The sequence below is a fragment of the Ralstonia sp. AU12-08 genome, from assembly GCF_000442475.1.
GTDB classification, from domain to species: Bacteria; Pseudomonadota; Gammaproteobacteria; order Burkholderiales; family Burkholderiaceae; genus Ralstonia; species Ralstonia insidiosa.
The window spans coordinates 99,096-106,171 of record NZ_ASZV01000032.1; the positions used below are offsets into that span (position 1 = coordinate 99,096).

At 65.1% G+C, this 7,076-nt stretch carries 6 protein-coding genes; 4 read left to right on the forward strand and 2 right to left on the reverse strand.

The window, feature by feature from the left end; translation table 11 throughout:
- Positions 1-8: 8 nt before the first annotated feature.
- Together tet and C404_RS47350 are read right to left on the reverse strand one after the other, a co-directional pair.
- Positions 9-1,190: a Tet(A)/Tet(B)/Tet(C) family tetracycline efflux MFS transporter gene (gene tet / locus C404_RS47345; RefSeq protein ID WP_021195808.1), complete on the reverse strand. Its 1,182-nt coding sequence runs from the start codon at positions 1,188-1,190 to the stop codon at positions 9-11.
- Positions 1,191-1,329: 139 nt separating this feature from the next.
- Positions 1,330-2,136, reverse strand: a complete 807-nt coding sequence (locus tag C404_RS47350) for a hypothetical protein (protein WP_021195809.1) — start codon at positions 2,134-2,136, stop codon at positions 1,330-1,332.
- A gap of 410 nt (positions 2,137-2,546) precedes the next feature.
- Here C404_RS47350 and C404_RS47355 point away from each other — a divergent pair, with 410 nt between their 5' ends.
- The 4 genes from C404_RS47355 (at position 2,547) to C404_RS47370 (ending at position 6,733) form a co-directional block, all read left to right on the forward strand.
- Entirely contained in the window at positions 2,547-2,819 is a 273-nt protein-coding gene (locus tag C404_RS47355) for a hypothetical protein (protein WP_021195810.1), read from the forward strand.
- A 336-nt stretch (positions 2,820-3,155) separates the two neighbouring features.
- A complete protein-coding gene (locus C404_RS47360) occupies positions 3,156-4,358 on the forward strand; it encodes an HD-GYP domain-containing protein (protein WP_031329649.1) in 1,203 nt (400 codons plus the stop codon).
- Positions 4,340-5,902: an ABC transporter permease/substrate-binding protein gene (locus C404_RS47365; protein WP_031329650.1), complete on the forward strand. Its 1,563-nt coding sequence runs from the start codon at positions 4,340-4,342 to the stop codon at positions 5,900-5,902. Before C404_RS47360 ends, C404_RS47365 begins: the two co-directional genes overlap by 19 nt.
- Positions 5,903-5,965: 63 nt before the next feature.
- Positions 5,966-6,733 (forward strand): TSUP family transporter, encoded by a 768-nt coding sequence (locus C404_RS47370; protein ID WP_021195813.1) that lies wholly within the window; start codon positions 5,966-5,968, stop codon positions 6,731-6,733.
- Positions 6,734-7,076 lie beyond the last annotated feature (343 nt).

The window sequence follows — 7,076 nt, forward strand, 5'->3', positions numbered from 1 at the left end:
CTGGCGCGCTATGCCTCAACAGCGCGCCGGGCCGCACGCTGCATCAGCACGATGAGGCACACGCCGTTGAGCACGGCGCCCATCAGCCAGACCGTGCCGGACCAGAACTGCGCAGTGGCCGCATACACCGCAGTGGCCGCCAGCGGTCCGACCATGGCAGCGACGCTGGCCATGCTGGCCAACGCGCCCTGCAGTTCGCCCTGCTCATGTTCGCTCACCTGGCGCGACAACATCGCCTGCATGGCGGGCATGCCGATCTCGGCCATGCACAGCAGCACCATGGTCGGATAGACCATCCAGCCGGCGCTGATCCACGCCATGGCTGCAAAGCCGGCCATGTCCATCATCACGCTCAACACCACGGCGCGGCGCTCACCCACGGCACGCGCAATCGGCCCGGTCAGGAACGCCTGCGACAGCGCATGCATCAATCCGTAGGCCGCCAATGACATGCCGGCCGCACGCGTGTCCCAGCCGAAGCGCGCTTCACCGTGGATCACCCACAGCGTCTGCGGAATCTGCCCGACGATCTCGATGATGGCCAGCACGATCAGGAAAGGCAGCAGCGTCGGCACGCGCGCCATGCGCCGCAATGACTGCACTGGCAGCAGCGTGCGCCAGGCAAACGGCGCGCGCTCGGTACGGCGTGATTCCGGCAACGCCACACACGCGATCAGGAAATTGACACCGTTGAGCACCGCCGCCAGCAGAAACGGCGCGCGCAGCCACCAATCTCCCAGCAGGCCACCCAGCGCCGGCCCGGCGATGAAGCCCAGACCAAAGCACGCGTTCATCAGCCCATAGCGGCGTGCACGGTCGGCGGGCGCTGTGATGTCGGCGATATAGGCCGTGCCCACGGCATAGTTGGCGCCGGTGATGCCCGCCACCACACGCCCCAGGTACAGCACCCATGCATGCGGCGACAGCGCCATCACCAGGTAGTCGATGGCCGCGCCGGCCAACGACATCAGCAGCACCGGCCGGCGCCCGAACCGATCCGCCAGTGCCCCCAGGATCGGCGCAAACAGGAACTGCATGGGCGCATAGGCGGCGATCAGTAACCCGAACTCGAAGGCGATGTCACCGCTGTGATCGAGCTCACGCAGCAAGCTCGGCAGGATGGGCATGATGAGCCCGACGCCCATGGCATCGAGCGCCAACGTGGAGAGAATGACGGCAAAGGCAGGCATGCGAACACGCCGCAGGCCCAGGTGGGCGGCGGCGCGTGAGGAAAGAAGCCGCGATGATGCGCCCAAGCGGTGGCGCTGTGCAGCGGGTACGGCGGATGCGCAAGGCAAGCGCAAGCTTGCCGGCGGGTTCAGCGTCGGGTCAGTGCAGGTTGGCGGGGAGGCCGTGTTGCAGGGCGAGCGCATCGCGCAGCAGCGCATCGGTCATGTCGCGGCCCAGCAGCGCAGGGTCGAAGCGCGCCGAAAAACGCGTCGAGCACGACTCCACCTGCAGCACGACCTGGCCCGGCGGCAGCAACTCGATGTCGACGTGGATGTCCTCGTCGTCTTCGGTAAAGGAATGCAGCAGGGTGAGCGCGCGATAGCCGTCGGCACGCTCCACTGCGGCTTCCGTCCAGGACGGCGCCAGCAGCGCGCAATCGACCAGCGTTTCGGGTTCCTCAGGGCGATACAGGTGCAGGCCCATCATGGTGGACGCGGCATCGGCCACACCCGACCATTCGGCAGCCGGAATCAGATCGCCCAGCAGGCGGACGTCGTCGACGGCGGCATCGGTCTGCACGAAGGCAGCGCCCAGGAAGAACGCCGTCTCGTCGCGAAAACCGCCTGCCACGGTATTGCGCCACAGGCGATGGCTGTTCTTGCTGCCCAGCGCCACCTGCGACAACACCTTGGCCGCGCGCGCGCCATCGGCACCCGACCATTGCTCCACCGCGCCATGCGAGAACAGGCGATCGGCCATCACCAAGCCCACGCCTTCGGGCAGCACGCGCGCCTCCAACCATCGGGCAAGCACATGCACACCACCGAACGGCATCTCCGGACGCCCGACCGCATGCGCACGCACGCGGCCGTTTTCCGGCACGTAGAACGGCATGGCAAACAGCCTCGCCTGATAAGCGACGCCGTCGATCTCGAATCGGGCGATGGACGCAGTGGTGATGGTCATGATGGTCTTCCTTGCAGCAGGGGCGGAAAGCGTCGCCCGCATCTGCTTCAACGACCGTTCGCGTGGAATGTTTAGTGGCAGACCGCCCTACTGGAGGGAGGGGGAATCCCCAGGTCTGTAATGCAACGCAACAATCTGTCGCACCCCGGGCCGGAATTTTTTACTGGTCGGCACCGTCAGATGTTCGCTGTAAGGGTTATCCCGCATCGCATATTCATGTGTCATATCAATGACTTATGTGCAGGTTGCGGTGCTTGAGGGGTCACAATTGTTCGTGTTTTTTGAACAAAGAGTTTAAGAGAACTGCTTTTTTACCGCCCAAGCAACGACTAAGCTTATGCCATCGCGTTACTGCACTGCAGCGAATCTGCCCTGCAGCAATGCTCACCCCCCCTGTTGTGGAGTCCATCATGAAGACCAAGAACCTGCTTATCGCCTCGCTGATCGCTATTGCTGCTGTGCCCGCCTTCGCTGCCGGCGTGCAGGGCAAAGACCCGTACACCAATGGTCAGGCCGTCACCAAGGGCGACCCGTACACCGATGGCGCTCGCAAGGCTGACCCGTACACCGACGGCGCGCTGCGCAAGGCCGATCCTTACACCGATGGCGCACTGCGCAAGGCAGACCCGTACACCGATGGCGCACTGGCCGGCAAGCGCGACCCGTTCACCGACGGCCTGTAAGCACATCTGCATCACCCCTGATTCATCTCCCTCCCCGATGCCGGGCGCCCAAGCGGCGCCGGTGCCGGTTTACTGAGGCGGCCATCTCCGGCCGCCTTTTTTTTTGCTTCGTCTTCCCTGGCGGCAGCATGCGTGTGGTGCCATCTTTACTACGTGGCGCATACATGGCACGGCCTCGCCTCACGCGGTCGCACCCGGTATGACCGGGCTTTCCCCCCTCAAGCCGCGCCCGCTGCGTCCGATATGATGAATGGCAACCATTGGCACAGCAGCGCCCCCTTGCGCCCGCTGCATTGGACGTGCCCTGCCAAGGCATCCGATTGTCTAAACACCAACATGCGCAAGCGCATCGCCATCGAACACCTGCGGGTGGGAATGTATCTGGAGGAATTTGTCGGCTCGTGGCTGGACCACCCGTTCTGGCGGGCCCGCTTTCGCGTTGAAGATTCCACCCAGTTGCAACGCCTGCGTGCCAGCGGCATCCGAGAAGTCTGGATCGATACCGCACGCGGCACCGACGTGGCTGCAGCCAACGCTGCGCCACCCGCACCCCCGAGCCCGCCGTCAGCACAGCCTGACACCGGCATCACGCCGCGCCCGATTACGCACGCCGAAGAAATGCGCCGTGCCGGGCGCCTGATCAGCAAGGCAGAAGTTGCCGTCAAGGCGATGTTTTCCGACGCGCGCATGGGCCGCACCATCGAGGCGCGTGACGCGCTGCCGCTGGTCGAGGCGATCTCCGGCTCGGTCGACCGCCACCCGAGCGCACTGATCAGCCTCGCGCGCCTGAAGACGAAAGACCGCTACACCTTCCTGCACTCCGTGGCCGTGTGTGCGCTGATGGTGTCGCTCGGCCGCCAGCTCGGCCTGTCCGATGACGAAGTCCGCGACGCGGGCCTGGCCGGTCTGCTGCACGACATCGGGAAGGTCGCTATTCCGCCCGAGGTGCTGAACAAACCGGGCGCGCTCACCGCCGATGAATTCCGTACGGTGATCGTTCACCCGCAGGCCGGGCACGACATCCTGGTGGGCGACACCGGCATGCGCGACATCGCGCTCGACGTCTGCCTGCACCACCACGAGCGCATGGACGGCACCGGCTATCCGCACAAGCTGGCCGGCGAAGGCATCTCGTTGTTTGCGCGCATGGGCGCCATCTGCGATGTGTATGACGCGGTCACCTCCGACCGCCCCTACAAAAAAGCGTGGGAAGCCGCCTACGCGATCCAGCGCATGGTCGAATGGCGCGGCAACCATTTCGACCCGATGGTGTTCAACGCCTTCGTCAAGAGCGTGGGCATCTATCCGGTGGGCTCGCTCGTGCGGTTGCGCTCGGGGCGGCTGGCCGTGGTCATGCAACACACGCCGGGCGCGTTGCTCACGCCCACGGTCAAGGTATTCTTCTCCATATCGTCGGGCACGCGGATTGCGCCCGAGCTCATCGACCTGGCGCACACCGGCGACCAGATCGTTTCAAGAGAGGAACCCACCGACTGGGGCCTGACCGACCTCAACGAACTTTGGATACACGGCGACTGATCTGTAGCCCCCTCCTCCGGCGTTGCCTCGTATGGCTCATGCTGGGCTGGCTGACGTGCAGCGCGCCCGCCGCGATGGCAGCAGACGCACCGCTGCGCATCGGCTCCAAGCGCTTCACCGAGTCGTACGTGCTGGGCGAAATCCTCACGCAGACCGCCGCCCAAAGTGGCCCAGCCGAACACGTACCGGGCCTGGGCAATACCGCCATCGTCTTCGCGGCGCTTCAGAACGGCAGCATTGACGCCTACCCCGACTACCTCGGCACCATCGCCGCTGAAATCCTTCACCTGCCGCAGGCACAAGCGGCCAACCCAGATCAGGCCGCGCTACTGGCCGACGTGAACCGTGCACTTGGCCCCATGGGCCTGGCTGCGGGCGTGCCGCTCGGCTTTGAAGACACTTACGCGCTCGCCATGCAGGAGGCCGACGCCGAACGCGAGCACATCCGCACCCTTGCCGATCTGGCGACGCACCCGGCGCTGCGCCTCGGCCTGTCGCACGAATTTCTCGGCCGCGCCGACGGCTGGCCGGCCATTGCTGCACGCTATGCGCTGCCGCAACGTCCAACCGGACTCGACCATGGCGTTGCCTACGACGCGCTGCGTGCCAGGCAGGTCGACGTGATCGACATCTACTCCACCGATGCCAAGATCCGCCGCGAGCATCTGCGTGTGCTCGATGACACCGCGCACGTCTTCCCGCGCTACGACGCGGTGCTGCTCTACCGCAGCGACGTCGCGCAGAAACACGCCGCGCAATGGCAGGCCATCACCGCACTCACCGGCCGCATCCAACGCGATGACATGGTGGCGATGAACGCCGCCGTCGAGCTGGAAAGCCAATCGTTCGCGCAGGTCGCGCGCCAGTTCCTCGCCGGGCAGCGCACTACGCCCGCCGCCACGCCAGCCCGCGCGTTCTTCGCACAACTGACCGACGGCCTGGGGCGACTGACGCAACGGCATCTCATGCTGGTCGGCATCTCAACAGGCGTTGCAGTACTGCTTGGTGTGCCACTGGGTCTGGCTGCCGCACGACGGCGGATCAAGCAGCCGATCCTCGCGGTGGTGGGCGTGCTGCAGACGATTCCGTCGCTGGCGCTGCTGGCCATGCTGATCCCCATAGTGGGGTCGATCGGCGTGGTGCCGGCGCTCATCGCGCTGGCGCTGTATGCGCTGCTGCCCATCGTGCGCAACACCATCGTCGGTCTGGAGCAGGTGCCCGATGGCCTGCGCGATGCGGCACTGGCGCTTGGTTTCACACCCGCGCAGCGCACGCGCGTGGTCGATTTGCCGCTGGCGCTGCCCGTCATCCTGGCGGGCATCAAGACGGCTGCCGTCATCAGCGTAGGCACGGCAACCATTGCCGCATTCATCGGCGCAGGCGGCTATGGCGAACGCATTGCCACCGGGCTGGCGCTCAACGACAGCGCAACGTTGCTCGCAGGCGCCATCCCGGCTGCCGTCCTGGCGCTGCTCGTGCAGGGCGTGTTCGAGGTCATTGAATGGCAACTGCGCCGGCGGGGAAGCAACACCCCCAATCGGTAGCAAGCGCGCGCGCAGGCGTTCCATTACCATGCGCGGACAAGTCGATCGCCCTCCTCCCCGCTCATGTCCACGCTTTCGCTCTCCACCGCCCTGCTCGTTGCAGCGGCCGGCGTCTATGCCGGTGCGCAAAATGCCATTGCCGGCGGTGGATCGTTCATCACGTTTCCGGCGTTGCTGCTGGCGGGGCTCAACCCGCTGGCCGCCAACATGACCTCGACGATCGCGCTGTTCCCCAGCCAGATCACCACGTCGGTGGCCGGGCGCAAACTGGCCGGCGGCGTGGATGCTGGCGCGCATCACCTCTCGCTCAAGCAGTTGATCGTCATCAGCCTGATCGGCGGCGTGCTTGGCGCGCTGTTGCTGCTGGCGACACCGCCGTCGTTCTTCGCCAAGCTGGTGCCGTATCTCGTGCTGTTTGCCACCAGCGTGTTTGCGTGGGGCAGCTTCCGGCGCAAGCCGCTGCATGCCGCCTCCAGCCTGTCGAGCACAACGTTGGCGACGATCCAGTTTGCGATTGCCATCTACGGCGGCTACTTCGGTGGCGGGATTGGGTTTTTGATGCTGGCGGCGCTGACCGTGGCAGGGCAGCAGGTGCGCATGGCCGCGGCCACCAAGAACGTACTCGCCATGACGATGAATGCGTCAGCCGTGGCCGTGTTTGCGTTCTCGCCGCAGGTGAACTGGGCGGCAGTGCTGGCCCTGGGCATCGGCGGCATCGCGGGCGGGTTTGCTGGGGCGTGGCTGTTGCACCGGCTGCCGGAGAAGGTGCTGCGCGGCTTTGTTGTTGTCGTCGGCGTCGTCCTGACGGTTTGGCTGTTCGTGCGCGCCTGATCCTCTGGTTGCGTTCTCAGCCAACGATTGGACTGGGTGGTCCACCTCCCTTTCGTTCCCTGCCGGGACCGACTCACTTTCTTTGTCTTGCCAAAGAAAGTAAGCAAAGAAAGGCGCGCCCGATGCGGCGACAACCTCCTTGAATTTCCGTAACCGGGCGGGGAAGGAGGCAAACTCGCTTCGCTCAGACAGCCTCCTTCCTTTTTCCGCCCGCTTACAAAAATTCAAGGCGCCGCAAAGGGCAGGAAAGTCAAAGGCAAAAGCCAAACCCTCTGTGCGCCAGCAAAACGACAAAGGCCAACCCCGCGATGGGTTGGCCTTTTTCTTTTGACGTTAGGCCCTT